The sequence below is a fragment of the Sinomonas sp. T428B genome, from assembly GCF_056780155.1.
On sequence record NZ_JBRAZR010000001.1, the window covers coordinates 1,909,804 to 1,935,634 of the forward strand.

General features: G+C 72.9%; 23 protein-coding genes. 17 read left to right on the plus strand and 6 right to left on the minus strand.

What is annotated here, in order from left to right; translation table 11 throughout:
• Positions 1-10: 10 nt before the first annotated feature.
• The 15 genes from arc (at position 11) to ACUYMY_RS08860 (ending at position 17,640) form a co-directional block, all read left to right on the plus strand.
• Entirely contained in the window at positions 11-1,762 is a 1,752-nt protein-coding gene (gene arc, locus ACUYMY_RS08790) for a proteasome ATPase (RefSeq protein WP_481703198.1), read from the plus strand.
• 8 nt (positions 1,763-1,770) lie between these two features.
• Complete coding sequence (gene dop, locus ACUYMY_RS08795; RefSeq protein WP_481703199.1) at positions 1,771-3,426, plus strand: depupylase/deamidase Dop; 1,656 nt, start codon at positions 1,771-1,773, stop codon at positions 3,424-3,426.
• A gap of 152 nt (positions 3,427-3,578) precedes the next feature.
• On the plus strand, positions 3,579-3,782 hold the full coding sequence (locus ACUYMY_RS08800; RefSeq protein ID WP_481703200.1) for a ubiquitin-like protein Pup: 204 nt from the start codon (positions 3,579-3,581) through the stop codon (positions 3,780-3,782).
• Positions 3,783-3,789: 7 nt separating this feature from the next.
• Positions 3,790-4,599 (plus strand): proteasome subunit beta, encoded by an 810-nt coding sequence (prcB, locus tag ACUYMY_RS08805; protein ID WP_481703201.1) that lies wholly within the window; start codon positions 3,790-3,792, stop codon positions 4,597-4,599.
• Position 4,600: 1 nt separating this feature from the next.
• The gene (prcA, locus tag ACUYMY_RS08810) at positions 4,601-5,296 is read left to right on the plus strand and encodes a proteasome subunit alpha (RefSeq protein ID WP_481703202.1); all 696 of its coding nucleotides are present in this window, start codon (positions 4,601-4,603) and stop codon (positions 5,294-5,296) included.
• Positions 5,297-6,673, plus strand: coding sequence for a Pup--protein ligase (gene pafA, locus ACUYMY_RS08815; RefSeq protein WP_481703203.1), 1,377 nt, complete (start codon positions 5,297-5,299; stop codon positions 6,671-6,673).
• Positions 6,674-6,752: 79 nt separating this feature from the next.
• Positions 6,753-7,673, plus strand: coding sequence for an FKBP-type peptidyl-prolyl cis-trans isomerase (locus tag ACUYMY_RS08820; RefSeq protein WP_481703204.1), 921 nt, complete (start codon positions 6,753-6,755; stop codon positions 7,671-7,673).
• A gap of 55 nt (positions 7,674-7,728) precedes the next feature.
• Positions 7,729-8,124 carry an FKBP-type peptidyl-prolyl cis-trans isomerase gene (locus ACUYMY_RS08825; protein ID WP_077488455.1) on the plus strand — a complete coding sequence of 132 codons (396 nt, stop codon included), beginning with the start codon at positions 7,729-7,731 and terminating at the stop codon, positions 8,122-8,124.
• Positions 8,125-8,201: 77 nt separating this feature from the next.
• A complete protein-coding gene (locus ACUYMY_RS08830) occupies positions 8,202-10,205 on the plus strand; it encodes a helix-turn-helix transcriptional regulator (RefSeq protein WP_481703205.1) in 2,004 nt (667 codons plus the stop codon).
• Between the two features lie 10 nt (positions 10,206-10,215).
• Positions 10,216-10,605 (plus strand): hypothetical protein, encoded by a 390-nt coding sequence (locus ACUYMY_RS08835; protein ID WP_481703206.1) that lies wholly within the window; start codon positions 10,216-10,218, stop codon positions 10,603-10,605.
• Positions 10,606-10,632: 27 nt separating this feature from the next.
• Positions 10,633-10,908, plus strand: a complete 276-nt coding sequence (gene tatA, locus ACUYMY_RS08840) for a Sec-independent protein translocase subunit TatA (RefSeq protein ID WP_481703207.1) — start codon at positions 10,633-10,635, stop codon at positions 10,906-10,908.
• Between the two features lie 44 nt (positions 10,909-10,952).
• Positions 10,953-11,747, plus strand: coding sequence for a twin-arginine translocase subunit TatC (gene tatC, locus ACUYMY_RS08845; RefSeq protein ID WP_481705017.1), 795 nt, complete (start codon positions 10,953-10,955; stop codon positions 11,745-11,747).
• A gap of 26 nt (positions 11,748-11,773) precedes the next feature.
• Positions 11,774-14,821 (plus strand): DEAD/DEAH box helicase, encoded by a 3,048-nt coding sequence (locus ACUYMY_RS08850; protein ID WP_481703208.1) that lies wholly within the window; start codon positions 11,774-11,776, stop codon positions 14,819-14,821.
• 76 nt (positions 14,822-14,897) lie between these two features.
• Complete coding sequence (locus ACUYMY_RS08855; protein WP_481703209.1) at positions 14,898-16,559, plus strand: amidohydrolase; 1,662 nt, start codon at positions 14,898-14,900, stop codon at positions 16,557-16,559.
• Positions 16,560-16,902: 343 nt separating this feature from the next.
• Complete coding sequence (locus ACUYMY_RS08860; RefSeq protein ID WP_481703210.1) at positions 16,903-17,640, plus strand: polyprenol monophosphomannose synthase; 738 nt, start codon at positions 16,903-16,905, stop codon at positions 17,638-17,640.
• Between the two features lie 82 nt (positions 17,641-17,722).
• Here ACUYMY_RS08860 and ACUYMY_RS08865 read toward each other — a convergent pair whose 3' ends face one another.
• From ACUYMY_RS08865 to yczR, 4 genes are all read right to left on the minus strand, one after another.
• Positions 17,723-18,058: an RNA polymerase-binding protein RbpA gene (locus ACUYMY_RS08865; RefSeq protein ID WP_481703211.1), complete on the minus strand. Its 336-nt coding sequence runs from the start codon at positions 18,056-18,058 to the stop codon at positions 17,723-17,725.
• 135 nt (positions 18,059-18,193) lie between these two features.
• Complete coding sequence (locus tag ACUYMY_RS08870) at positions 18,194-19,345, minus strand: SPFH domain-containing protein (protein ID WP_481703212.1); 1,152 nt, start codon at positions 19,343-19,345, stop codon at positions 18,194-18,196.
• A 44-nt stretch (positions 19,346-19,389) separates the two neighbouring features.
• Entirely contained in the window at positions 19,390-19,854 is a 465-nt protein-coding gene (locus ACUYMY_RS08875) for an NfeD family protein (protein WP_481703213.1), read from the minus strand.
• An 89-nt stretch (positions 19,855-19,943) separates the two neighbouring features.
• Complete coding sequence (gene yczR / locus ACUYMY_RS08880; protein ID WP_481703214.1) at positions 19,944-21,338, minus strand: MocR-like transcription factor YczR; 1,395 nt, start codon at positions 21,336-21,338, stop codon at positions 19,944-19,946.
• A 62-nt stretch (positions 21,339-21,400) separates the two neighbouring features.
• Between yczR and yczE the strand changes: the two genes are divergently transcribed.
• Positions 21,401-22,114, plus strand: coding sequence for a membrane protein YczE (yczE, locus tag ACUYMY_RS08885; protein WP_481703215.1), 714 nt, complete (start codon positions 21,401-21,403; stop codon positions 22,112-22,114).
• Here the strand turns inward: yczE and ACUYMY_RS08890 are convergent.
• Positions 22,092-22,925, minus strand: a complete 834-nt coding sequence (locus ACUYMY_RS08890) for a methyltransferase domain-containing protein (protein ID WP_481703216.1) — start codon at positions 22,923-22,925, stop codon at positions 22,092-22,094. The genes yczE and ACUYMY_RS08890 overlap by 23 nt on opposite strands.
• Before the next feature lie 81 nt (positions 22,926-23,006).
• Here ACUYMY_RS08890 and ACUYMY_RS08895 point away from each other — a divergent pair, with 81 nt between their 5' ends.
• Positions 23,007-25,109, plus strand: a complete 2,103-nt coding sequence (locus ACUYMY_RS08895; RefSeq protein WP_481703217.1) for a S9 family peptidase — start codon at positions 23,007-23,009, stop codon at positions 25,107-25,109.
• Here the strand turns inward: ACUYMY_RS08895 and ACUYMY_RS08900 are convergent.
• Complete coding sequence (locus ACUYMY_RS08900; RefSeq protein WP_481703218.1) at positions 25,106-25,795, minus strand: peptide deformylase; 690 nt, start codon at positions 25,793-25,795, stop codon at positions 25,106-25,108. The two genes, ACUYMY_RS08895 and ACUYMY_RS08900, sit on opposite strands and share 4 nt — an antisense overlap.
• Between the last annotated feature and the right edge of the window lie 36 nt (positions 25,796-25,831).

The window sequence follows — 25,831 nt, forward strand, 5'->3', positions numbered from 1 at the left end:
TGTGATCGCGATGGCAGAGAACGACAAGGCGGGGAACGGCCGCGAGGCGGTGCCGCCCTCGCCCCATGCCGAGCAGCTGAGCATCGCCGAGCGGCAGATCAACGTCCTGCGGGACAAGCTGCGCGCCGTCGACAGGCAGCTTGCCTCCGCGACGAGCAACAACACCCGGATGACGGAGATGCTCCAGGCGGCCAAGGCCGAGATCCAGCGGCTCAAGTCCTCGCTCGAGCATGAGGGCCAGCCGCCCTACAGCTTCGGCAGCATCGTGCAGATCAACCGGAAGCGACCCGCCGGCGGCGCCTCCACGGCAGTGACGGACGAGAGCGTCGACGTCGTGAGCTCCGGGCGGAAGATGCGCGTGGGCCTGAGCCCCCTCGTGTCCGTGGCCGACCTGAGCATCGGGCAGGAGGTCCTCCTCAACGAGGCCTTCGAGGTCGTCGCCTCGCTCGGCTTCGAGCGCTCGGGCGAGCTCGTGACCATCAAGGAGCTCCTCGGACACGACCGCGTCCTCGTGATCGGCCGCGGCGACGAGGAGCGCGTCCTGCGCCTCTCCGGGCCGCTCCAGCTCGAGCGGCTGCGCGTCGGCGACGCCGTCTCCGTGGACAACCGCACCGGTTGCGCCCTCGAGAAGGTCCCGCGCTCGGAGGTCGAGAACCTCGTCCTCGAGGAGGTCCCGGACATCAGCTACCAGGACATCGGCGGGCTCGCGTCCCAGATCGAGCAGATCCGCGACGCCGTCGAGCTGCCGTTCCTGCACCCCGACCTCTACCGCGAGCACGGGCTCAAGGCCCCCAAGGGCATCCTGCTCTACGGCCCGCCCGGATGCGGCAAGACGCTCATCGCCAAGGCGGTCGCGAACTCCCTCGCCGGCCGCGCCATGGAGCGGGCCGGAACCCAGGACGTCAAGAGCTACTTCCTGAACATCAAGGGCCCTGAGCTCCTCGACAAGTATGTGGGCGAGACGGAGCGGCACATCCGCCTCATCTTCTCCCGCGCCCGTGAGAAGGCCTCGGACGGCAGCCCGGTCGTGGTGTTCTTCGACGAGATGGACTCGCTCTTCCGGACCCGCGGGACGGGCGTCTCCTCCGACGTCGAGACGACCATCGTGCCGCAGCTGCTGAGCGAGATCGACGGCGTCGAGCGGCTCGACAACGTCATCGTCATCGGCGCCTCGAACCGCGAGGACATGATCGACCCGGCGATCCTGCGGCCCGGCCGCCTGGACGTCAAGATCAAGATCCACCGGCCCGACGCCGAGGCCGCCTCGGACATCTTCTCGAAGTACCTGACCGAGGACCTGCCGATCCACCCGGACGACCTCGCTGAGCACGGCGGGGACGCCAAGGCCACGGTGGACATGATGATCCAGCGCACGGTCGAGGCCATGTACGCGACCGACAAGTCCACCGAGTACCTCGAGGTCACGTACGCCAACGGCGACACCGAGATCCTCTACTTCAAGGACTTCAACTCCGGCGCCGTGATCCAGAACGTCGTGGACCGGGCCAAGAAGGCCGCGATCAAGGAACTCCTCACGACGGGCTCGAAGGGCCTGCGCATGGACCATCTCCTGCGCGCCGTCGCCGACGAGTTCCGCGAGCACGAGGACATGCCGAACACGACCAACCCGGATGACTGGGCGCGGATCTCGGGCAAGAAGGGCGAGCGGATCACGTACATCCGAACGATCGTCCAGGGCAAGGGCGGCACCGAGCCCGGCCGCACGATCGAGACGACCCTGAGCACCGGGCAGTACCTGTAGGGGGGAGCATGAGCAGCGACACGAGCCCCGGCCTCGCGGCCGGGGGAGCCCTGCGCGTCATGGGCTCGGAGACCGAGTTCGGCATCCACGCGCCCGCGATGCCGGGGGCGAACGCGACGTACCTGTCCTCGCAGGTCATCGCGGCCTACTCCCGGCTCACGCGCGCCAAGGGCAGCGGCGGGCAGGGCGCCGAGGGCGGCACCGGCTGGGACTACACCGACGAGACGCCCCTGCGGGACGCCCGCGGGTGGACGGTCACGCGCGGCCAGGCCCACCCGGACCAGCTCACCGACGTCGAGCCCGTCCTGACGGCGGAGGCGGTCGCCCTCGCCCACGGGCCTGCGGAGATCGAGCTCGACGGTGACCAGGAGCCGGCGCTCATGAACCTCGTGCTCGGCAACGGGGCGCGGCTCTACGTCGACCACGCCCATCCCGAGTACTCGAGCCCCGAGGTGACCAACCCCCGCGACGCGCTCGTGTGGGACCTCGCGGGCGACGCCGTGGCCCTCGCCGCCGTGCGCGCCCTCGCCGAGGACCGTGAGCGGGGCCCGGTGAACCTGTACAAGAACAACACCGACGGCAAGGGGGCCTCGTACGGCTCGCACGAGAACTACCTCGTGCCGCGCTCGGTCCCGTTCAGCGAGCTCGTCGCGGGGCTCACGCCGTTCTTCGTCTCGCGCCAGCTCGTGTGCGGCACGGGACGCGTGGGCCTGGGCCAGGACGGCTCACGGCCCGGCTACCAGATCAGCCAGCGCGCCGACTACTTCGAGGCCGAGGTCGGCCTCGAGACCACGATGCGCCGGCCGATCATCAACACCCGCGACGAGCCGCACGCTGTCGCGGACAAGTACCGCCGGCTGCACGTGATCGTGGGCGACGCCAACGTCAGCCACGTCGCCAACTACCTGAAGTTCGGGACGACGGCCCTGGTCCTGAGCCTCATCGAGGCCGGGAAGGCACCGCAGATCGAGGTCCACGACCCGGTCCCGGCGATGCATCGGCTCAGCCACGACATCGGCATGACCGAGACGGTGCGGCTCATCGACGGGCGCCAGCTCACGGGGCTCGAGCTGCAGTGGATGTACTTCGAGGCCGCGGCGAAGCTCGCCGCGGACCAGGGCGTGGCCGCCGAGCACGGCGGCGACGGGCACACCGCCGAGGTCCTCCGCCGCTGGGAGGCCGCCCTCACAGACCTCGGCGGGGACCTCGATGCCGCGGCGCGCTACGTCGAGTGGCTCGCGAAGCTGCGCGTCCTGGACGGGTACCGCAACCGCGATGGGCTCGCATGGGGCGACGCCCGGCTCGGCCTCGTCGACATCCAGTGGTCTGACGTGCGGCCCGAGCGCGGGATCGCGCTCAGGCTCGCCGCCCGCGGGACGCTCGAGACGATGGCCGACCCCGCCGCGGTGGCCGCCGCCGTCGTCGAGCCCCCCGAGGACACGCGCGCGTGGTTCCGCGGGAAGAGCATCCAGCGCTTCCCCCGCGGGGTCGCGAGCGCGAGCTGGGACTCGGTCGTCTTCGCGCCCCCGAACAGCTACCGGCTCCAGCGCGTTCCCACGCGCGAGCCGCTGCGCGGGACCAAGGCGCTCACCAGCGCGCTCTTCGACGAGCACCCCGATCTCGAGGGCTTCCTCGCGGCCCTGCTCGGCGAACGGCACACGTAGGCGAAGGACACTGTGCCGTGCCGTGACACCGGCCGGAAAAGTGACAGTATGGGATTGAGATTGGATTGAGGGTCACGTCGCAGCCAGCGGCGGCGAGCCACAGCACAGACCACGGCGCCGCCGCCAGCGACGCCCGATGCAAGGAGGCGGCCATGGCCGGTCAGGAGCACAAGAGCACTCAGCCTCGGGACGAGGAAGAGGCCGTCGAGGTCGACGTCCCGACCCCGGCGCCCGGCGCCAGCCAGGACCAGGCGAACACCCAGGGTGTCGACGACCTCCTCGACGAGATCGACAACGTCCTCGAGACCAACGCGGAGGAGTTCGTGCGCGGGTTCGTCCAGAAGGGCGGTCAGTAGGCCCGGTATGAACGACTTCCTCGCCGAGCGCATCGTCGCCGCCGCGACCTCGTCCTTCACCGAGCACCTGGCGGCGGCCAGGCCGGACCTCCTCCCCTTCACCAGGAGCCTTCCAGCGGATGCCTCGACGGTGGCGCCGCATGCCACCACGATCGTCGCGCTGTCCTTCGCGGGCGGCGTCCTCATGGCCGGCGACCGGCGCGCGACGATGGGCAACGTCATCGCGAGCCGCCACATCGAGAAGGTCTTCCCCGCGGACCGCTACTCCGTGCTCGGCATCGCCGGGACCGCGGGCATCGCGATCGACGTCGCGCGCCTGTTCCAGGTCGAGCTCGAGCACTACGAGAAGATCGAGGGCATGCTCCTGAGCCTCGAGGGCAAGGCCACCCGGCTCGGGGCGATGATCCGCGGCAACCTGCCGCTCGCGCTGCAGGGCCTCGCCGTCGTCCCGCTCTTCGCGGGCTTCGACCTCGAGTCCGGCGTCGGCCGGCTCTTCTCCTACGACGTGACCGGCGGGCGCTACGAGGAGCTCGAGCACCACTCGGTGGGCTCCGGGTCCGTGTTCGCCCGCGGAGCGCTCAAGAAGCTCTGGCGGCCGGGCCTCGCCGAGGACGACGCCGTGCGCGTCGCCGTCGAGGCGCTCTACGACGCAGCCGACGACGACTCCGCCACGGGCGGCCCCGATCCCATCCGGCAGCTGTGGCCCGTCGTGTACACCGTGACCCGCGCGGGCGCCCGGCGCGTGGCCGAGAACGAGCTCGCCACCGTCGCGGGCAATGTCATCTCCGCCCGCAGCACGGCAGGACGGGAGGCCTGAGATGACCCAGCCGTTCTACGTCTCGCCCGAGCAGCTCATGAAGGACCGGGCGGACTTCGCCCGGAAGGGCATCGCGCGCGGCCGCTCCGTCGTCGTCGTCAGCTGCCGGGACGGGATCGCGCTCGTCGCCGAGAACCCCTCGCCGTCGCTGCACAAGATCGGCGAGATCTACGACAGGATCGCGTTCGCCGCCGTCGGCAAGTACAACGAGTTCGAGAGCCTGCGCCAGGCCGGCGTGCGGTACGCCGACGTGCGCGGGTACTCCTACGACCGCGAGGACGTCACGGGCCGGGGGCTCGCGAGCGTGTACGCGCAGAGCCTCGGCGCGGTCTTCACCGCCGAGCAGAAGCCCTTCGAGGTCGAGCTCACCGTCGCGGAGGTCGGGGAGGACGTCGAGCACGACCACCTCTTCCGGCTCACCTTCGACGGCTCGATCGCCGACGAGCGCCGCTTCGTCGTCATGGGCGGCGCCGCCGAGCGCGTCGCCGAGGCCGTGATCGACGGCTGGAGCTCCGAGGCGTCCTTCGGCGAGGCCATCCGGCTCGCCGCGCGGGCGCTGCGCGAGGACCGCACGGAGCCGATCAGCCTCGAGGTCGCCGTCCTGGACCGCGACGCCGAGACCGCCCGCGGCCTGCGCCGCGCGTTCCGGCGCATCACGGCGGACGAGCTCGTCTCCCTCATGGACGGGACGGACTGAGTGGACCGCAGGATCTTCGGCGTCGAGACGGAATTCGGCATCGCCTATTCGAGCCCCAACGGCCGCCCGCTCGCGCCCGAGGAGGTGGCCCGGTACCTCTTCCGCAAGGTGGTCAGTTGGGGCCGGTCCTCCAACGTGTTCCTGGGCAACGGCTCGCGGCTGTACCTCGACGTCGGCTCCCACCCCGAGTACGCGACCGCCGAATGCGACGACGTCGCGCAGCTCATCGCGCACGACAGGGCGGGGGAGCGCATCCTCGTGGACCTCATCGCCGAGGCGGAGCGCCGCCTGGCCGAGGAGGGCTTCGACGGGCACGTCTACCTCTTCAAGAACAACACGGACACGGCCGGCAACTCCTACGGCAGCCACGAGAACTACCTCATCCCGCGGCGCACCGAGTTCTCGCGCCTCGCCGAGATCCTCATCCCGTTCCTCGTCACGCGGCAGGTCCTGTGCGGGGCGGGCAAGGTGCTGCGGACGGCCCACGGGCCCGTGTACGCGTTCTCGCAGCGCGCCGACCACATCTGGGAGGGCCTGTCCTCGGCGACGACGCGGTCGCGGCCCATCATCAACACCCGGGACGAGCCGCACGCCGACGCCGAGCACTTCCGCCGCCTGCACGTGATCGTCGGGGACTCGAACATGTCCGAGACGACCACGATGATGAAGCTCGGCACCGTGGACCTCGTGCTGCGCATGATCGAGGCCGGGGTGATCATGCGCGACGCGCGGATGGAGAACCCGATCCGCAGCATCCGCGAGATCTCGCATGACCTGTCGGGCCGCGCGCCCGTCAGGCTCGCGAGCGGCGGGACGACCACGGCGCTGGACATGCAGCGCATGTACCTGTCCAAAGCGCACGAGTTCGTCGCGGCGAACGGAGCCCACACCCCCCACGTCGAGCGCATCCTCGACCTGTGGGAGCGAACCCTCGACGCCGTCGAGTCCGGGGACACCCGCGGGATCGACACCGAGGTGGACTGGGCGATCAAGAAGAAGCTCATCGACCGCTACTGCGCCACCCACGGCGTCGACCTCGATTCGGCGCGGGTCGCCCAGCTGGACCTGACGTACCACGACATCAGCCCGGACCGAGGGCTGTACTTCCTCCTGCAGAAGCGCGGCGCCGCGGCGCGCGTCGTGGACGACGCCGCGATCGCGCAGGCGGCCCTGACCCCGCCGCAGAGCACGCGCGCGCGCCTGCGGGGCCGGTTCGTCCAGGCGGCCCAGGCCGCCGGCGTCGACTACACGGTCGACTGGGTGCACCTCAAGCTCAACGACCGGGCCCACCACACGATCCTGTGCAAGGACCCGTTCGCCAACGAGGACCCGCGCGTGGACGAGCTCCTCGACGCACTCAGGCCCTTCACAGGCTGAGCCGGTAGGCTTGATCCGGCCCTGACGGGCCCGACCGCCGCCACGCCATGTGGTGGAACACCCCACAGGAAGTTGACCAGTGCGCCGTCTCATCGCCCTGCTGCTCCCGCTTGCCCTCTTCGTGGCCGGCTGCGGGAGCTCCGAGCCCACCAGCACCCCGGCCGGCCAGGTCGCCGCCTTCGATTCCCTCAAGGTGACGCCCGGAGAGAAGGCCCCCGCGGTGGAGTTCGACAAGCCGCTCTCCGTCAACGAGCAGACCATCAAGGTGGTCGACGAGGGCGACGGCGAGAGGGTCAAGGCCGGTCAGACGGTCGAGATCGGCTACGTCGCGCTCAACGGCGCCGACGGCGCAGTCCTCGAGGACACCTTCGCCTCCGGCGCGACGGAGAAGCTCGAGCTCTCCGACGAGCTCAAGGCGAACGGCGCCGCTGTCTACAACGGCTTCGTCGGGGCCAAGGTCGGCTCGTACATCGCCTTCGCCTCGCCCCCTCAGCAGATGAGCGCCACGGAGACGGCCCCTACGGCGTCGACCCTCCTCGTGATCAAGGTGCTCTCGACCAAGGACACGCCGCAGCCGCTCTCCAAGCCTGAGGGCGACGCCGTCACCGAGCTCCCCGCGGGCCTGCCCAAGGTCACCGAGGACGGCAACGGCGTCCCGCAGATCGACGTCGCAGGCGCCGCGAAGCCCACCGAGCTCGTCGCCCAGGACCTCATTACCGGCCACGGCCAGACCGTCGCCGAATCCGACACGATCGTCGCGAACTACGTCGGCGTGAACCTCGCCGACGGGGTCAAGTTCGACTCGAGCTTCGATCGCGGGCAGCCCGCGACCTTCGGCCTCCAGCAGGTCATCCCGGGCTGGACCAAGGGCCTCGCGGGCAAGGCCGTCGGCTCCCGCGTGCTCCTCGTCATCCCCGCCGCGCAGGCGTACGGCGAGGAGGGTCAGGGCCAGGCCAAGGGCGACCTCGTGTTCGTCGTGGACATCCTCGGCATCAAGTAGGCTCTCCCACAGCACAGGCCCGTCAGGGACGGGCCATCAAGAGTTAGGAGCACCCATGTCGTTCGGCAAGCGCGAGTACGACCGCACGAAGCCCGAGATCGACTTCCCCGAGGGCGAGGCCCCGGCCGAGCTGAAGATCGTCGACCTCATTGAGGGCGACGGCCGCGAGGTGGTCGCCGGCGACACCGTCTCGACCCACTACGTCGGTGTCGCCTGGTCCACGGGCGAGGAGTTCGACGCGTCCTGGAACCGGGGCACCCCGCTCGACTTCCGGGTCGGCGTCGGCCAGGTTATCCAGGGCTGGGACCAGGGCCTCCTCGGGATGAAGGTCGGCGGGCGCCGCCGCCTCGAGATCCCGTCCGAGCTCGCGTACGGCTCCCGCGGGGCCGGCGGGGCCATCGGCCCGAACGAGGCCCTCATCTTCGTCGTGGACCTCGTCGGCGTCCGCTGAGCGGACGGACACCCTCCGCGATCCGGGCGGCAGGCAGCTCACGCTGCCTGCCGCCCGTTTGCGTATAGCCTCGGACTGTGTCCGAAGCCAAGACCTCGCGCCTGCTGAACCTCCTCATCGCGCTCCTGCACACCGAGCGGGGGCTGTCCCGCGACCGGATCCTGCGCGACGTCTACGGCTACACCGCCGAGCACATCGCAGAGCGCGGTCAGGGCGCCTCGTCGAGGGAGCAGGAGGCGGTCCTGCGGCAGTTCGAGCGGGACAAGGCGGACCTGCGCTCGATGGGCGCCGACATCCAGGAGCGCGAGGGCTACGAGCGCATGGACAGCGCCGAGAAGGTCACGATGTACCGTGTCGACCCGACCGGGTTCCGGCTCCCGCCGCAGCAGTTCACGGCCGAGGAGTCCACGTGGCTGGCCCTGGCGGCCCTCGCATGCGACCGGGCGGTGGCGGGCCGGGAGGCCCAGCGAGCGCTGCGCCGGCTCGAGGCCGCCGGGGCGCTCCCCGAGACGCCGCCGTCCCAAGTGCAGCCCCGGGTCCGGCTCGACGAGCCGCACTGGGACATCCTGAGCGACGCCGCCGCGCGCGGCGCCGAGGTCACGTTCGACTACCACGCCTCGAGCACGGGCGAGTTGCGCCGCCGCCGGGTCCAGCCCTGGGGACTCGGGCAGCGCTTCGGCCAGTGGTACCTCGCTGGGCACGACGTCGACCGGGGCGCCCCGCGCGTCTTCCGCCTCTCCCGCATCCGGGGCGCCGTCACGGCCCACGCGCCCGGGGCCTTCCCGCTGCCCGAGCCGGGTGCGGTGCGCCGGGCGCTCGACGGGCTCGAGGAGCTGCCGGAGCGGACGGCGCGACTGCGGGTCGCCGAGGACCGGGCGCTCGAGCTGCGCCGCACATGGTCGCCCACGGGCCCCGGGCCCGAGGGCTGGGATCGCGGGGACTTCGGGTTCCGCGACGTCTCGGTCGCGGCCGAGTGGCTCGCCGGGTTCGGCGACGCCGTCGTCGTCGAGGAGCCTGCCGAGCTCGCGCACGCCGTCGTCTCCCGGCTCGAGGGCGCCCTCGCCGCGCTCGGCACGCAGGGAGCCCGGGAGGCCGCCGTCACGCGGCCCCCGCGGAAGGTCACGAGCGGCAACGAACGGCTCGAGCGGCTCATGGACTTCGTGCCCTTCCTGCTCGCCGGCCCCGCCTCGGTCGAGACGATCGCGGAGCGGTTCCGGCTCACGGAGCGGCAGGTCCGCCAGGAGCTGCTCGTCCTCCAGGAGGCGGGCCCGATCGACTCCGCGGGATTCCAGAGCTACATCGAGGTCATCGAGGACGACGGCGTCGTGAGCCTCGCCAACGCCTCCGAACTGGCGAGCCCCCGCCGGCTCAGCGCGGGGGAGGCGGTCACGCTCCAGCTCGGCCTCCAGTCGCTGCTCCCACTCGCCGAGGACTCCGCCAAGGAGTCCATCGCGAGGCTCATCGACAAGGTCGGCGCGGCGGCTGTCGTCGGCCGTGAGGGCCTGCCGCAGATCGACCTGCAGTCGGAGCCGCAGCGCAACGCCGACCTCATCCCGGCCCTCTACGCTGCGGCGACGGCGGGGGAGACACTGCGCCTGACCTACCTCAACCCGACCAAGGACGAGGTCACCGAACGGCTCGTCAACCCGCTCGGGATCCTCTCCGAGGCCAACCGGTGGTACCTCAACAGCTACTGCCATCGTGCCGGCGGGCGCCGGGTCTTCCGGATCGACCGGATCGAGTCCGTCGCGCCCGCCGCCCCCGTGCCCGTTCCGCCGGACTTCGAGCCGGGCGGGGACGCCCTCTTCACGCGGCGTGCGAGCGACGTCGTGGCCGTCGTGCGGCTCGCCCCGGAGTCGCTGTGGGCCGAGGCCGCGTTCGACGCGGAGGACGGCCGCGACCTCGAGGACGGAAGCAGGCGCGTCCGCCTCCGCGTGGCCGACATCGCCTGGCTCGCCGCGTTCCTGGCCCAGTTCGGCGGCTCCGCAGCGCTCGAGGGGCCCGGGGAGGCGGTCGAGGCGTGCCGCGCGTGGCTGGGGCGTGCCCTGGCCGGGTACGGCGGGCCAACCGGGACCGGATAGTCTGTGAAGCGTGCCGTGGTGGTCGTGGGTCCTCATCTGGATGTCGCTCCTTGCCTGCACGCTGCTCGGGCTCGTGCTCGGCGGGGTGCACATCGTCCGCAAGGGGCTCGCCCTCATGCGCGAGGCGGGAGAGGCTCTCGGGCAGCTCTCCCCGGCCCTCCGCGCAGCGGATGGCACCGTGGCGGACGAGCGGGCGGACGCGGGCGGCCGCGCTGACGACGGCGGCGCCCTCCCGGCTGCCCCGGCTCCCGGAAGCGCCGTGTTCGCCGAGCCCGCCGCGATGCGCCGGGAGTACGCCGAGGGGCGCGCCCGGCGCCGCGAAGCGCGGCGCGAACGCCGCGTCGAGCGACGGCGCCTGCGCGGCCAGCCTCAGTCCCTCCGGGACCTCGGGCTCATCTAGACTTGCAGCTGTACGAAAGGACTTCCTGTGTTCCGACCATTCGAAAACCCGTGGGTCATCCTGATCCTGGTCATCGTCGTCGTCCTCCTCTTCGCGGCCCCCAAGCTCCCGGGCATGGCACGCAGCCTCGGCCAGTCGATGCGGATCCTCAAGTCCGAGGTCAAGGAGATGAAGAACGACGGCAAGGAGTCCGGGACGGCCAGCCAGGCCGGCACCGACGCCCCCGTCGAGGGCAAGGTCATCCCGCCGAAGCGCGACGACCAGACTGAGGGCGGCGCCTCCGGCCCGTCCACTCGCGCCTGAGCGTGGCCGCAGGCAAGGGCAGGAAGGCCAACCCCGAAGGCCGGATGCCCCTGCTCGAGCACCTCAGGGAGCTCAAGAACCGGCTCATCAAGGCCCTCATCGGCATCGCCCTCGGGGCAGTGGCGGGCTGGTTCCTGTACGACCCGCTCATCATCGCTCTGCAGCAGCCGGTCAACCGGATCTCGGAGCACACCGGCGGCATCTCGGCGCTGAACTTCCCCAGCATCGCCTCGGCCTTCGACTTCAAGATCCAGATGGCCGTCATGATCGGCATGGTCGTCTCGAGCCCCGTGTGGATCTACCAGGCCTGGGCTTTCGTCATGCCCGGCCTCACGCTCAAGGAGAAGCGCTACTCGCTCGGCTTCATGATCGTCGCCGTGCCGCTGTTCCTCCTCGGGATCTACATGGGCTGGATCGTCCTGCCGCAGATCGTGCACGCCCTGACGCAGTTCACGCCCGCGTTCGTGAACAACCAGATCGACGTGCGCGAGTACGTCGAGTTCGTCACGCGGCTCCTGCTCTCCCTCGGCATCGCCTTCGTGGTCCCCGTGGGCCTCGTGGCGGCGAACATGATCGGCGTCCTGCCCGGCAAGGTCATCCTCAAGGCCTGGCGCATCACGGTCTTCCTCGTCTTCGTGCTCTCGGCGATCGCCGCCCCCGGCGCCGACGCGCTCTCGATGTTCATGCTCGCCGTGCCGCTCCTGGTGCTGTTCTTCGCGGCCATCGGCATCTGCCTGCTCAACGACCGGCGCCGCGAGCGCCGGCAGGCCAAGGCCGCCGCCGAGACGGACGCAGTGGCGGACGTCGCGACCACCCGCGAGGACCTCGAGAAGTTCTGAGCCCGGCGGGGGACTACGCTGGTGGCATGTCCACGGCCGCCGAGAATCCGTCCCCCGCCGAGCGCTACGCGGCAGCCGCCGAGCGCAGGGCCTTCGCGAAGACGGAACTGGGCGCCTTCGCCGCCCGCATCGCGTTCCCCCTCGACGAGTTCCAGAAGGAGGCGTGCCGGTCCCTCGAGGCAGGGCGCGGCGTGCTCGTCGCGGCCCCGACCGGCGCCGGCAAGACCATCGTCGGCGAGTTCGCCGTGCACCTGGCCCTCGCGCAGGGCCTCAAGGCCTTCTACACGACGCCCATCAAGGCCCTCTCCAACCAGAAGTACACCGACCTCGCGGCGGTCCACGGGGCGGAGCGGGTCGGGCTGCTCACGGGCGACACGACGATCAACGGCGACGCGCCCATCGTCGTCATGACGACCGAGGTCCTTCGGAACATGCTGTATGCGGACTCCGACACCCTCATCGGCCTCGGCTACGTCGTCATGGACGAGGTGCACTACCTCGCCGACCGCTTCCGCGGGGCCGTCTGGGAGGAGGTCATCATCCACCTCCCCCAGGACGTGCGGCTCGTCTCCCTCAGCGCGACAGTCTCCAACGCCGAGGAGTTCGGCGCGTGGCTCGACACGGTGCGCGGCGAGACCGACATCATCGTCTCCGAGCACCGGCCCGTCCCGCTGTGGCAGCACGTCCTCGTGGGGCGCCAGCTCATAGACCTCTTCGCGACCCGGAGCGACTTCGAGGCCCTGGCCGACGCCCACGATGCCGGCCGCGGCCTCGCCGACGAGTCCGCGGCGGTCGACGCCGTCGCCGCGCCCGCGGCCTCGTTCCCCGCGGCGGGCGTGGCCGGGATGCCCAGCAGCGCCGGCCGCCAGCCCCGTGTCCGGTCCGCCGCCGTGAGCGAACTCTCCGCAGTCAACCCGGAGCTGGCGGACCTCGCACGCCGCGAGACCCAGCAGCAGTACCGCGGCCGCTTCGGCCACGGCGGCCGGGCACGCCGCCGCGAGGAGCGCCAGCGCGGCGAGAAGCAGTCGATGCGTCCGGGGCCGGGACGCCCCGACGAGGCGACGCCGCTCGCGGGCACGCGCACGAGCCGGCCCCAGATGGTCCAGACGCTCGAGCGGCGGGGCCTCCTGCCCGCGATCGACTTCATCTTCTCCCGGGCCGGCTGCGACGCGGCCGTCCAGCAGTGCCTCGACGCGGGGCTCGACCTGACCAGCGAGAGCGAGCGCGCCGAGATCTCCGCCGCCGTCGAGGAGGCCGCGCGGGACATCCCCCCGGCGGACATGGCGGTCCTCGGGTTCTGGGCCTGGCGCGAGGGCCTCCTGCGCGGCATCGCCGCGCACCACGCCGGGCTCCTGCCCACGTTCAAGGAGGTCGTCGAGAAGCTCTTCACCGCGGGCCTCGTCAAGATCGTCTTCGCGACCGAGACCCTCGCCCTCGGCATCAACATGCCCGCACGCAGCGTCGTGATCGAGAAGCTCGAGAAGTTCAACGGCGAGGCGCACGTCGACATCACGGCGGGCGAATACACGCAGCTCACGGGACGCGCGGGGCGCCGCGGGATCGACGTCGAGGGCCACGCCGTCGTGCTGTGGCGCCCGGGCCTCGACCCTGCCGCCCTCGCGGGCCTCGCCTCCCGCCGCACCTACCCGCTCAACTCGAGCTTCCGGCCCACGTACAACATGAGCATCAACCTCGTGGCCCAGTTCGGCCGCGAGACCGCCCGGGAGATCCTCGAGAGCTCCTTCGCCCAGTTCCAGGCGGACCGCTCGGTGGTCGGCCTCGCGCGGCAGGTGCGCAGCCGCGAGGAGTCCCTCGCCGGCTACGAGAAGGCCATGACCTGCCACCTCGGGGACTTCTCGGAGTACGCGCGGATCCGCCAGGAGCTCTCGGACGCCGAGAAGTTCGCCTCGCGGGAGTCCGGCAGGGCCCGCCGCGCCATGACGCTCGACTCGCTCGCCAGGCTCGCCCCGGGCGACGTCGTCGAGATCGGCGAGGGCAGGCTCTCGGGCAGCGCCGTCGTCCTCGCCCCGGACACGAACGGGCGGGACCCGCGCCCCCAGGTGCTCACGGAGGAGAACAGTCTCCGCCGCATCGGCCTCCAGGACATCGCGGGCCCCGTCGAGCCCGTCGCGCGGATCCGCATCCCCAAGCACTTCGACCCGAAGCGGCCCAAGGACCGGCGCGACCTCGGCGCGTCGCTGCGCCACGCCGTCGAGCGCGCGCGCACCGGCGGCGACACGGGGCGCCGCGGCGGGAAGCGCTCGCGCCGGGACTTCGCCTTCGCCGACGGCTACGAGGACACCGAGCGTCGCATCCAGGACCTTCGGCGCCGGCTCCGCCAGCACCCCTGCCACGGCTGCGCCGAGCGGGAGGACCACGCCCGCTGGTCCGAGCGGTGGATCAAGCTGCGGAGGGAGACGGACAGGCTCCTCGGCCAGATCCAGGGCCGGACGAACACGATCGCCAAGACCTTCGACCGGGTCTGCGAGGTCCTCGCCGTGTACGGCTGCCTCGAGGCCGAGGGGGAGGGCAGCGAGGTGGGCGCCACCGGCACGGGCGGCGTCTCCGCCGCGGGCCAGCAGCTGCGCCGCATCTACGGCGACCGGGACCTCCTCACGATGCTCGCGCTGCGGGCGGGCGCGTTCGACGACGTCGACGCCGCCGAGCTCGCGGCCCTGGTGAGCGTGCTCGTCTACCAGGCCAAGCGCGAGGAGCGGGGCCTGCCGCCGAAGATGCCGAGCGTCTCGCTCGACATCGCGGTCGACGTGGTCCTGCGGGAATGGTCCCAGCTCGAGGACGACGAGGAGCAGCACCGGCTGCCCCGCACGGCGGAGCCCGAGTTCGGCCTCGTCTGGCCGGTCTACAAGTGGGCGCGCGGACGCGAGCTGCAGAACGTGCTCTCCGGCACCGATCTCGCCGCTGGCGACTTCGTGCGCTGGGTCCGGCAGGTCATCGACCTGCTCGACCAGCTCGCGGACGTCCCCGGCATCGAGCCGCGCGTGTCCCGCCTGTGCCACGAGGCCATCCGCGCGCTGCGCCGCGGCGTGGTCGCCTACTCCGCTGTCGCGGAATAGGCGCAGAACAGCCCAGGAACAGCCCCAGCCCGAACGATGCCCCGGCGCCGCCGCGGCGAAGAAGAGGAACGCCCCCATGCCCGACGAGCGCACGCTCACCCTCTACCGCAACGGCTCCGTCTACTCGGCCGCGGACCCCTTCGCCTCCGCGATGCTCGTCGACGGCGGCACGGTCGCGTGGCTCGGGTCCGAGCAGGCCGCGTCCTCGATCGCGGACTCCTCAATGAGGGTCCTGGACCTCGACGGCGCCTTGGTCGCGCCGGGCTTCGTCGACTCGCACGTGCACCTCGCCGACACCGGCGCGGCCCTCACGTCCCTCGACCTCTCGGGCGTCCGTTCGGCAGCGGGGCTGCTCGCGGCCCTCGAGTCGGCCGCGGCAGCGGCGGACGCCGGGGGAGTGGGGGGAGCCGGAGGAGCGGGGGTGCTGCGCGGCCACGGCTGGGACGAGTCCGCCTGGGACGACCCGACCCTGCCGACCTCGGAGCAGCTTGCGCGGGCCGCCGGCGGCCGTGCGGCGCTCCTGACGCGGGTGGACGTGCACTCCGCGCTCGTCTCGCCGGCCCTCGCGGCCTCGGCTGGGCTCGCGGGGCTGGCCGGGATGGAGGACGGCGGGCCGGTCGCCGCGCGCGAGGCGCTCGCCGCCGCACGGGCGGCGACACGGCCGACGCGCCCTGAGGAGCTACGCGCCCTGCATTCCGCGGCCCTCGCGCACGCCGCCGCGAACGGGCACGTCGCCGTCGTCGAGCAGGCAGCCCCGCACCTCGGCGGCGCCGAGGACCTGCGCGTGCTGGCCGCCCGCCAGGACGCGGAGGGCGAGCCCGAGGTGCTCGCCTACTGGGGACAGCTCGTGGGCAGCGCCGAGGAGGGCCGGGAGGTCCTCGACGGGCTCGGCGCGCCCGTGCTCGGCCTCGCGGGCGACCTCACCGTGGACGGGTCCATCGGCAGCCGCACGGCCCTGCTCAGGGCCGACTACGCCGACGCCCCCGGGCACCGCGGCCACGGCTACCTCACGGCCGAGCAGATCGGCGCGCATGTGGCCGCGTGCACGGAGCTCGGCGTCCAGGCCGGCTTCCATGTGATCGGCGACGGCGGGCTCGACCGCGTCCTCGACGGGCTCCGGCTCGCCGCGGACGCCGTCGGCGCGGGCAGGGTCCGCGCCGCAGGCCACCGGCTCGAGCACGCCGAGATGGTCGGCGAGGCCGAGGCCGCCGTCCTCGCCGAGTTCGCCGTGACCGTGAGCGCGCAGCCGCTGTTCGACGCCGCGTGGGGCCGCCCGGGAGGGCTCTACGAGCGGCGGCTGGGGCCCCGCAGGGCCGGGATGAACCCCTTCGCCCGGCTCTTCGCGGCGGGGGTCCCCGTGTGCTTCGGCTCGGACTCGCCCGTGTGCGCCATGTCCCCGTGGGACACCGTCCGCGCGTGCCTCACGCACTCGGACCCGGGCCAGCGCATCTCGGCCCGCGCAGCCTTCATCGGGCACACGCGCTCGGCCTGGCGGGCCGTCCGGCACGCCAACCCGCTCCTGGGCCAGCTCGTGCCCGGTGCCCCCGCGAGCTTCGCTGTGTGGCGGGCGGACGAGCTCATGGTGCAGGTCGCCGACGACCGCGTCCAGGCCTGGAGCACCGATCCGCGCGCCCGCACGCCCCTCCTGCCCGCCCTCGACACCGAGAACGCCCCAGTGTGCCTCCAGACGGTGCACCGGGGCCGCGAGCTCTTCCGGCGCGGCGGCTTCGGGGACTAGTTTTTCCGCTCTTTCCCCGGGCCTGCCAGCGCTGGCGACACGCCGGGGCGACGAGGGCAAACGCGCGTACGCCCAGATGAACGGGCGGTTGACACGGGACGCTCACCCCGTAGGATCGATGTTCATCGGGCCTTGCCGCCTGAGGCTGGCCCGGTCCCGTCCGCTTCACGGCGGGGCACGGCACGGGGCAGGCCTGTGTGTCAGTAGAAAACAGTTCGGGGGACTGACCAGCTGCCGGCCCCGCGTACTGGCCCGAAGACGCATAGGCCTGCCTGCCGCTGGATATAATGGACAGTCGCGCCCCCATGGCGCCTGCCCTATCCAGCTCCGAAAGGCCGACTGCGTGCGCATTCTCACGATCATCCCGACCTACAACGAGCTCGAGTCCCTGCCCAAGACCCTGGGCCGCCTGCGCTCAGCCGTGCCGGCGTCGGACGTGCTCGTGGCGGATGACAACAGCCCTGACGGCACCGGCGCGCTGGCCGACCGCATCGCGGCCGAGGACTCCCAGGTCCACGTCCTGCACCGCAAGGGCAAGGAGGGCCTCGGCGCCGCGTACATCGCCGGGTTCCGCTGGGCGCTCGAGCGCGGCTACGACGTCGTCGTCGAGATGGACGCCGACGGCTCGCACCAGCCCGAGCAGCTCCCCTCGCTCCTGCAGCAGATCGAGAACGGGGCGGACCTCGTGATCGGGTCGCGCTGGGTCAAGGGCGGCTCCGTGGTCAACTGGCCCTTCTACCGCCAGCTCATCTCCCGGACGGGCAGCACGTACGCCCGCATCATGCTCGGGCTCAAGCTCAAGGACATCACGGCCGGATACCGGGCCTTCCGGCGCGAGACCCTCGAGAAGCTCGACTTCGACTCGATCGAGTCGCGCGGCTATGGCTTCCAGGTCGACCTCGCGTGGCGCGTGGCCAAGATGGGCCTGACCGTCGTCGAGGTTCCCGTGACGTTCGTCGAGCGCGAGCTCGGCAGCTCGAAGATGAGCGGCAACATCGTCATCGAGGCCATGCTCAACGTGACCCGCTGGGGCCTCGCCGAGCGCCTCGAGCAGCTGACCGGCCGCGGCCGCGGTCGCTGAGCCTGAAGGTACAGGCCGAAAGAAAGAGAATGGGGCGGGAACCTTGCGGTTCCCGCCCCATTCTGCTGTCACTCCCGGCTGGTCACTGTCCGCGGCGGCTGCGGAGCAGCTCGAGCCGGTCGGAGAGGATCTGCTCGAGCTCGGGAATGCTGCGGCGCTCGAGCAGCATGTCCCAGTGCGTGCGGACGGCCTTCTCGGCGGTGTCCACCGGGCGCTCCCCGTCGACGAGGAACGCCTCCTTGCCCGTCTTGGACGTCCACACGGGCGGGATCTCGGCCTCGGAGGAGAACGTGACGAACACCTGCTCGCCGTCCTCGCACCGGTACTCGACGCGCTGGCGCGGGGCCGGCTCGACTCCGGCCTCCGTCTCCATGGACTGTGCACCCAGGCGCATGCCGCGCAGGCTGCGGTCGCTCATTTCTACTCCCTCACGTTCTGCCGGTCGCACGGGCCCGGCGCAGTTGCCAACGCCTGTCGGCGCCCCTGTGTTCCCGGGGCCCGTGGCGGACGTTCCATTATAGATGCGACCGGTCCGGGCCGTCAGCCGGCCCGCTCAGGGGCGGGGCCCGGCGTACGGCGAGGCGGCGCCGTCGTCCCCCTCCGCCGGGGCGCTGCCGAGGAAGCCCTGCGCCTCGAGGTCCAGCTGGGTGGGGGCCGCCGCCTGCTCCTCGAACGCCCGGGCGTCCGCCTCGAGGCTCGCCCCGGGGACCTCGGCGGCGTCGAGGTCGGCGTCCGTCGCCGCCTCCAGTCCGGGCGCCGCCTGGCTGCCCCCTGCGGGTGCGCCCGGCGCCTGGCCCTCCTGTGCCCGGCCCTCCTGCGACTGCGTCACGTTGCCGATCACGCCTCCGATCCCGCGCAGCGCCTCCCCGACCTCGCTCGGGATGATCCAGAGCTTGTTGGATCCGCCCTCGGCGATCTTCGGCAGCGTCTGGAGGTACTGGTAGGCGAGCAGCTTCGGGTCGGGGTCGCCGCGGTGGATCGCGTCGAAGACCTTCTGGATCGCCTGCGCCTCGCCGTCGGCCTTGAGGACGGCGGCCTTGGCCTGGCCCTCGGCCCGGAGGATCTGCGACTGCCGCTCGCCCTCCGCGGTGAGGATCGCCGACTGCTTCGTGCCCTCGGCGGTGAGGATTGCGGCGCGGCGGTCGCGCTCGGCCCGCATCTGCTTCTCCATCGAGTCCTGGATGGAGTGCGGCGGATCGATGGCCTTGAGCTCGACCCGCGAGACCCGCAGGCCCCAGCGTCCCGTCGCCTCGTCGAGGACCCCGCGCAGCTGCCCGTTGATCTGGTCCCGCGAGGTGAGCGCCTCCTCGAGGTTGAGCCCGCCGACGACGTTGCGCAGCGTCGTGATCGTGAGCTGCTCAACGGCCTGGATGTAGTTCGCGATCTCGTACGTCGCCGCCCGCGGGTCGGTCACCTGGAAGTACACGACCGTGTCGATCGAGACGACGAGGTTGTCCGAGGTGATGACCGGCTGCGGCGGGAACGAGACGACCTGCTCGCGCAGGTCCAGCAGCGGCAGGAGCCGGTCGACGAACGGGATGAGCAGCGTCAGTCCCGGGTTGAGCGTGCGCTGGTACTTCCCGAGGCGCTCGACGACGCCGGCCCGCGCCTGCGGGATGATCCGCACGGCGCGCACGAGCACCGTCACGACGAACACGATGAGCGCGACGAACAGGGCTGTGAGCAGGAATCCTGCCGGGTCCATGGTTCCCCCTTCGATGGTTTTCTCTTCCGGCCCGGACCGGGCCGTCAGCTGCGGTAGGGCGACGTGCTGCCGCTCGGGGCGACGACGGCAGTGGCGCCGTCGATCGCGATGACCTTGACGGTGTCCCCCGGGAGGAACTCGCCGCGCTCCGCCCGGGCCGTCCACACGTCCCCGCCGATCTTGACGAGGCCGCGGTGCGCGTCCACGGCCTCGACGACGGTCGCGGGCGCGCCCACGAGCCGGTCGATGTTCGTGCGCGCGTCCTCGATGCCAGGGCGCATGTGGCGCATCGCGATGGGGCGGACGAACGCGATCATGGCCACGGAGACGAGCGCGAAGAGGACCCCCTGGAGCCACGCCGGCGCGCCCAGGAGTGCAGCGACGAAGGCCGCGAGGGCGCCGCCGGAGAGCATGACGAAGACGAGGCTCAGGCTCACCATCTCGACGCCGGCCAGCACGAGGGCGAGGCCGAGCCACACCATCCATCCGTACTGAGCGAACCAGTCCATCGTTCCCCCTCCCGCACCCGCCTGATGCTTCCACACTAGCCCAGCGGGAGCCCTCGGCAACGGGTTTCCGGGGCGCCGGCCGGGGCGCCTCAGACGGCGACAAGCGGCGACGGCGCGGGCGCCGAGCGCCCGCTGTCGGCGGCCGCACGCAGGGCCGCGACGGCCGCCCGCAGCTCGTCCGGCGGCGACGTGAACGGCAGCCGCAGGCGGTGCTCGAACGCCCCGTGAAGGCCGAACCGGGGCCCCGCCGTGAGCGCGAGCCCGTGCGCGCGGGCCGCGAGCACGAGCCGGGACGAGGACCACGGCGAGCAGTCGAGCCACAGCGCCATCCCGCCGTCGGGCTCCGGGACGCGCCACTCGGGGAAGTGCTCGGCGAGGGCCTCCGTGAGGACGGCCAGGCCGGCCCGCAGGCGGGAGCGGCGCTCGACGACGAGCAGGTCCTCGCGGGCGAGGAGCTCCGCGGCGACGAGCTGCTCGAACGCGGCCGTTCCGAGGTCGAGGCTCGTGCGCACCTGGGCGAGCCGCGCGATGAGTGCCCTCGGGGCGCGGATCCAGCCGACCCGGAGCCCGCCCCACGCGAGCTTGGACAGCCCGCCTACCGTGACCGCGGCGGACGAGAAGGCGGCGAGCGGCGGCAGCGGGCCACGGGACAGGTCGAGCAGCCCGGTCGTCTCGTCCGCCACGAGCACTGTCCCATGCCGGTCGGCGAGGCGCGCGAGCCGCTCGCGACCCTCGACGGGCAGGCTCGCGCCCGTGGGGTTCTGGAAGTCGGGCATGACGTACGCGAGGGCGGGGCCCGCGGCGAAGGAGGCCTTGGCGGCCTCGAAGTCCCAGCCCGCCGGGGAGACCTGGATGGCGCCGAGCCGCGCGCGGGCGGCCAGGAGCGTGTCCATCGCGTGGGGGTACGTGGGCTGCTCGACGAGCGCGCGGTCGCCGGGGGAGACGAGGAGCCGGGCCAGGAGTGCGATCGCGTGCTGCACCCCGGAGGTGACCATGACCTGCTCGGGCACAGTGGGCAGGCCGCGGCGGCGGAAGTGCTCGGCCACGGCCACGCGCAGCCGGGGCAGTCCGATGGGCTCGTATCCGCTCGTGCCCAGCAGCGCGCTGATCTCGGCTCCTGCCCGCGCGAAGCACTCGGCCACGACGCTCACTGCGGGCATGGCCGCCTTCGTCAGGTCCAAGGCCCCGCCCTCGTCCGGCGCGGCCACGGCGGGCGCTGCCGGGAGCGAGACGTAGCTCCCGGAGCCGCGCACGCTCTCGAGGCAGCCGATCTCGCGCAGCCGCGCATAGGCCCCGGCGACGGTGGTGCGGCTCAGGGAGAGGGCGGCGGCGAGCTCCCGTTCCGCGGGCAGCCGGGTCCCGTCGAGGATGCGGCCGTCGAGCGCGAGGAGCCGGATCCGCTCAGCGAGCTCCGCATAGGCCGGGCCCGAGCCCTGCCACGGACCGAGGAGCGCCGCGAGGCGCGGTGCTGTGATGCTGCCCATAGGGCCAGCGTAGCCGAATTGGACCTATCAAAGGATGCCAATCCTCCGCGAGGATGATGGCCATGACCGCGTTCCTCATCAGCCGCCGCCTCCCCGTCCGCCTCGTCCGCCTGTACGCCGGCCTCTTCGCCTACGGCATGGCGATCGCCCTGCTGCTGCGCTCGGGCCTCGGCTCGTCGCCGTGGGACGTCCTCGGCCAGGGGGTCGCCGAGGCCACGGGCCTGAGCTTCGGGGCGGCCACGATCGCGATCAGCCTCGCCGTCCTGCTCCTGTGGATCCCGCTGCGCGAGCGGCCGGGCTGGGGCACGCTCTCCAACGCGGCCCTCATCGGCCTCTTCGCGGACCTCGGGCTGGCCTGGGTCCCCGCCGCGGAGGGCCTCGCGTGGCAGGCGGCGTGGCTCGGGGGAGGCCTGTGGCTCCTGGCGCTCGCCTCCGCGCTCTACATCGGAGCGGGGCTCGGCCCCGGGGCGCGGGACGGGCTCATGACTGGCCTCGTGCGCGTGACGGGCAGGCCCGTGTGGGTCGTGCGCTCGGCCATCGAGCTCACGGTCGTGCTCGTGGGCTGGCTCCTCGGCGGCACGGTGGGAATCGGCACGGCGGTGTTCGCGTTCGGCATCGGTCCCCTCGTCCAGGCGGCGCTCCGGCTCCTGCGGGTGGACCTCTCCGAGCGGCCGGCTCCCCGCACGACACCCCGAACTGGATCCCGCACAGGGTCTCGCGCAGCGTCCAGCGCGACGGCGGACGCGGCGCCGGTCAGCGACGCCGCAGGACGCTGAGCTCCACCGCGCCCGTGGCCTCGACGGGCCCGTCGCCGAGCCGGGCGAGGATCTCGTCCCTGGCGGCGTGGTGGCCGGCGGGCCCCATGAGGGCCAGGTCGGCGGCGTCCTCCGGGGCGAGCGAGAGCGGCATCGTGACCCGGTGCCGGGAGACGGGCTCGTACAACTCCTCGGCCCCGCGCTCGAGCGCATCGGCCTTGCCCGCGGGAACGTCAAGCATCGGCAGCCGGTCACGGAGCTCGGCGAGGTGCTCAGGGAGCGGGGTCACGACGCACAGGAGCCCGCCGGGCCGGGTGACCCGGGCGAACTCGGGCAGGTTCCGCGGCGCGAACACGTTCAGCACGGCGTCGACGCTCTCGTCCGCGAGCGGGAGGGGCCGCCACAGGTCCCACACGACCGCCGCGACGCCCGGGACCCTCGCGGCGCGCCGCAGGGCGTGCGGGGACAGGTCGAGCGCGACGGCGCGGGCCCGCCGTCGTGTGCCCAGCACTGCGGCGAGGTAGTAGCCCGTCCCGGCGCCCGCGTCGAGGACGCACGCGTCCTGGGGGAGCTCCGCGCAGGCCTCGGCGAGCGCTTCCGCGGCCGGCGCGAAGTGCCCGGCGGCGAGGAAGCGCTCGCGGGCCTGGACCATGGCAGGGGTGTCCGGAGTGAACCTGCTCCCGCGCCCCGTGAGGAAGTTGACGTAGCCCTGCCGTGCGGCGTCGAAGCGGTGGCCCGCGGCGCACACGAGGGACCTGGGCCCGCTCGCCGAGCCGTCCCAGCCGGCTCCGCAGTGCGGGCAGAGCAGGAGCGCGGAGGCGTCGGAGAGCATGGCCACCATCGTAGCCTCGGGGCGCGTCGGGCACGGGCGCGTCGGGCCCCGCGCCCGCCCAGACGTGGCTAGGATCCGAGCGTGCAGCCCCGTCACCTCGATCTCATCCGCGTCCCCTCCGGCCCGAGCCTCCACCCCTCGGGGGCCGTGTGCGCGCTCGCGGTCACGCGCCCCGACTTCCGGGCGGACGCCTACGTGGGCCAGGTCTGGGAGGTGCCCCTCGCCGGCGGGAGGCCGCGCCTGCTCACGCGCGGGTTCAGGGACACCGCCCCGCAGTACTCCCCGGACGGGTCGCGGCTCGCGTTCCTGCGGGCGGAGGCGGAGACGCGTCCCCAGCTGTGCGTCGTCGACGCCCGCGGCGGCGAGCCTCGGGTCCTCACCGACGCGCCGCTCGGCGTTGAGGAGTTCGCCTTCTCGCCCGACGGCGCGCGGGTCGCCTTCACCGCGCGCGTCCCGGAGGAGGGCCGGTACGGCACGCTCGACGGCGTCGGCGCCGGGGCCGAGGATCCGCGCCACGTGCGGCACCTGAACTACCGGCTCAACGGCGTCGGGTATACCCAGGACCAGCGGGCGCAGCTCTTCGTCCTCGACCTGCCCGGGCTCGACGAGGAGCCGTTCGTGGAGGCCCGCGGGAGGGCGAAGGCCAGTGAGGCGAAGGCCGCTGAGGCAAAGGACAGTGAGGCCAAGGACACTGGGGGTGCCGGGTCCGGCCGGCCGGAGGCGCGGCAGCTCACGGACGCGGCCGTCGACCACGCGCACCCCTCCTTCTCCGCCGACGGCGCGTGGGTCTACACCGTCTCGGTCCTCGACCCGGCCCTGATCGACACGCTGGGCGCCCGCGCCGTGCGCACGCCCGTCGGCGGGGGCGCGAGCGAGGCGGTCGGCCCGCTCCCCGAGGAGGCCGCGTCGGTCCAGGCCGTGCGCGAGGCGCCGGACGGCTCGGGCCTCTACATCGTGGCAAGCTCGCTCGGGGCCTCGGGGACAGACTTCGTGGGGCGCCCCGCGCACCTCTTCTGGCACACCCCCGGCGGAACGACCCTGCGCCTCACAGCCGACGGCGACGACCTGGGCGAGGCGCCGGCCGTCCTCCGGGTGGACGCGGCGGGCCGGGCCCTCGTCCTCGCGCGCCACCGCGGGACCGTCTCGGTCCTGGCCCTCACGCCTGGCGGCCCTGGCCGAGCTACGGTCCGCGAGGAGCTCGCCGGCGGAGACGTCGTCGTGACGGGCGTGGACTGCGCGGGCAGCACGGCCGGCTCTGGCGCCGTCGTCGCCACCGTCGCGGACAAGGAGGGCCCCGGCGAGCTCGCCGCCGTCGGCCGGGAGGGGGAGCTGCGCCGGCTCACGCACCTCAACGCCCCGCTGCGGGCGATCGCGCCGCCGCGCATGCCACGCGAGCTCGTCGCGCGGGGCGCTGACGGCACGTCCGTGCACGGCTGGTCCGTCCTGCCCGACGGCGAGGGCCCCCACCCGGCGCTGCTCATGGTCCACGGCGGGCCGTTCGCGCAGTACACGGGAGCGTGGTTCGACGAGGCCCAGGTCCTCACCGGCGCGGGCTACGCCGTGCTCATGTGCAACCCCCGCGGCTCCGCCGGCTACGGCGAGGACCATGCGCGCGCGATCCGCGGCCGCATGGGAACCGACGACGCCGCCGACGTGCTCGCGTTCCTCGACGGCGCCCTCGACGCCATCCCCGGCCTCGACCCGGGCCGCCTCGGCATCCTCGGCGGCTCCTACGGCGGCTATCTCACCGCCTGGGTCATCGCGCACGAGCATCGCTTCCGGGCCGCGGTCGTCGAGCGCGGCTTCCTCGACCCGGCCAGCTTCGTGGGCTCGGCGGACATCGGCTGGTTCTTCCCCGGCGAGTACGTCGGCTGGGATCCCGCCGCGATGGCGGCGCAGAGCCCCATGGCCCGCGCCGGGGACGTGCGCACGCCGACGCTCGTCATCCACTCCGAGGAGGACTGGCGGTGCCCCGTCGAGCAGGCACAGCGGTACTACGCCGCCCTGCGCCTCGCCGGCACCGAGTCCGAGCTCCTGCTCTTCCCCGGGGAGAACCACGAGCTGTCCCGCTCGGGGACCCCGCATCACCGGCTCGCACGCTTCGAGCACATCCTGCGCTGGTGGGCCCGGCACCTGCCCACTCCTGCGAACCCGGGCCCGGAAGGTCCGGCGCAGGCGGCCTAGAAGCCGAGGGCCCTCGCCGCGCGCTCGGGGGTCGGCTGCGCCCACCGCGCCGCGTACTCCTCGTTCGAGCACAGCGATCGCGGCTCGGCCCTGTCCAGGTAGAGCGTGCCGTTGAGGTGGTCGGTCTCGTGCTGGACGATCCGCGCCTGCCAGCCCGAGAACTGCGCCGACCGCGGGGTTCCGTCCGGCGCCGTCCAGCGCGCCTCGACGCGGGCGGCGCGCCGCACGACGGCGGTGTACCCCCGCACCGACAGGCACCCCTCGAAGAAGGACGCCCGCTCCTCGCCGAGGGGCAGGTAGGCGGGATTGAGGAAGGCGGTGAACGGCAGGGGCGCGCGCTCGCGGATCCTGGCCACCTCCTCGTCCGCGGCCCACAGGTCCTCGAGGACAGCGAGCCGCAGCGGCAGGCCGATCTGCGGCGCGGCGAGTCCCACGCCCGGGGCCGCGTGCATCGTGCGGCGCATGACGTCGATGAGCGCCGCGAGCAGCGCCGAGTCGAGCTGCCCCTCGAAGGGGACCGCCCGCATCCGCAGCACGGGGTGCCCGGCCTGGACGATCGGCGGAAGCCCGTCCGCGGCCACGATCGCCGCCGCGGCCTCCGCGAGCCGCGCCGCGCTCCAGTCGTGCGGGGCGTTCGTGGCGGGAGCTGTACTCTCGGGCGCGGTGCTCTCGGGCGCTGTGCTCATGGGGAACAGGGTAGGCGCTGCAGGCGGCCCCGGGGG

Coding starts and splice junctions, on each gene's coding strand:
- arc (WP_481703198.1), top strand. CDS start 11: ATGGCAGAGAACGACAAGGCGGGGAACGGCCGCGAGGCGGTGCCGCCC.
- dop (WP_481703199.1), top strand. CDS start 1,771: ATGAGCAGCGACACGAGCCCCGGCCTCGCGGCCGGGGGAGCCCTGCGC.
- ACUYMY_RS08800 (WP_481703200.1), top strand. CDS start 3,579: ATGGCCGGTCAGGAGCACAAGAGCACTCAGCCTCGGGACGAGGAAGAG.
- prcB (WP_481703201.1), top strand. CDS start 3,790: ATGAACGACTTCCTCGCCGAGCGCATCGTCGCCGCCGCGACCTCGTCC.
- prcA (WP_481703202.1), top strand. CDS start 4,601: ATGACCCAGCCGTTCTACGTCTCGCCCGAGCAGCTCATGAAGGACCGG.
- ACUYMY_RS08825 (WP_077488455.1), top strand. CDS start 7,729: ATGTCGTTCGGCAAGCGCGAGTACGACCGCACGAAGCCCGAGATCGAC.
- tatC (WP_481705017.1), top strand. CDS start 10,953: ATGCCCCTGCTCGAGCACCTCAGGGAGCTCAAGAACCGGCTCATCAAG.
- ACUYMY_RS08850 (WP_481703208.1), top strand. CDS start 11,774: ATGTCCACGGCCGCCGAGAATCCGTCCCCCGCCGAGCGCTACGCGGCA.
- ACUYMY_RS08855 (WP_481703209.1), top strand. CDS start 14,898: ATGCCCGACGAGCGCACGCTCACCCTCTACCGCAACGGCTCCGTCTAC.
- ACUYMY_RS08865 (WP_481703211.1), bottom strand. CDS start 18,058: ATGAGCGACCGCAGCCTGCGCGGCATGCGCCTGGGTGCACAGTCCATG.
- ACUYMY_RS08870 (WP_481703212.1), bottom strand. CDS start 19,345: ATGGACCCGGCAGGATTCCTGCTCACAGCCCTGTTCGTCGCGCTCATC.
- ACUYMY_RS08875 (WP_481703213.1), bottom strand. CDS start 19,854: ATGGACTGGTTCGCTCAGTACGGATGGATGGTGTGGCTCGGCCTCGCC.
- yczR (WP_481703214.1), bottom strand. CDS start 21,338: ATGGGCAGCATCACAGCACCGCGCCTCGCGGCGCTCCTCGGTCCGTGG.
- yczE (WP_481703215.1), top strand. CDS start 21,401: ATGACCGCGTTCCTCATCAGCCGCCGCCTCCCCGTCCGCCTCGTCCGC.
- ACUYMY_RS08890 (WP_481703216.1), bottom strand. CDS start 22,925: ATGCTCTCCGACGCCTCCGCGCTCCTGCTCTGCCCGCACTGCGGAGCC.
- ACUYMY_RS08900 (WP_481703218.1), bottom strand. CDS start 25,795: ATGAGCACAGCGCCCGAGAGCACCGCGCCCGAGAGTACAGCTCCCGCC.